We start from the raw sequence: 253 nt of genomic DNA on the forward strand, positions 1-253 counted from the left end.
GGCGATCCTTCAACCGCTCACCGTCATAATCCTTCTCGAAGGTCGATCGCGGCGGACCGGTCAGAGCCCAGATATCGAAGAGCGCATCACGGTTCTTTTCATCGGAGGCGAAATAGGACGCCTGGACGAAGTTGTTGACCACCCGCTGGGTGAGGTCCGGATAGGCTTGGCGGAATTGACCGGACACGACGAAGGAACCGAAATAGCAGCCCGGCGCGGGACTGCCCTTCGTCGTATAGATAATCTGCGCAAT

At 57.7% G+C, this 253-nt stretch carries 1 protein-coding gene; it reads right to left on the minus strand.

The window, feature by feature from the left end; translation table 11 throughout:
- Positions 1 to 253 (minus strand): type 2 periplasmic-binding domain-containing protein (locus KVT38_RS33910; RefSeq protein ID WP_217598105.1); only part of this gene is annotated, 253 nt, incomplete at both ends.

Source organism: Cohnella sp. GbtcB17, from assembly GCF_019091135.1.
Taxonomy (GTDB): Bacteria; Bacillota; Bacilli; order Paenibacillales; family Paenibacillaceae; genus Cohnella.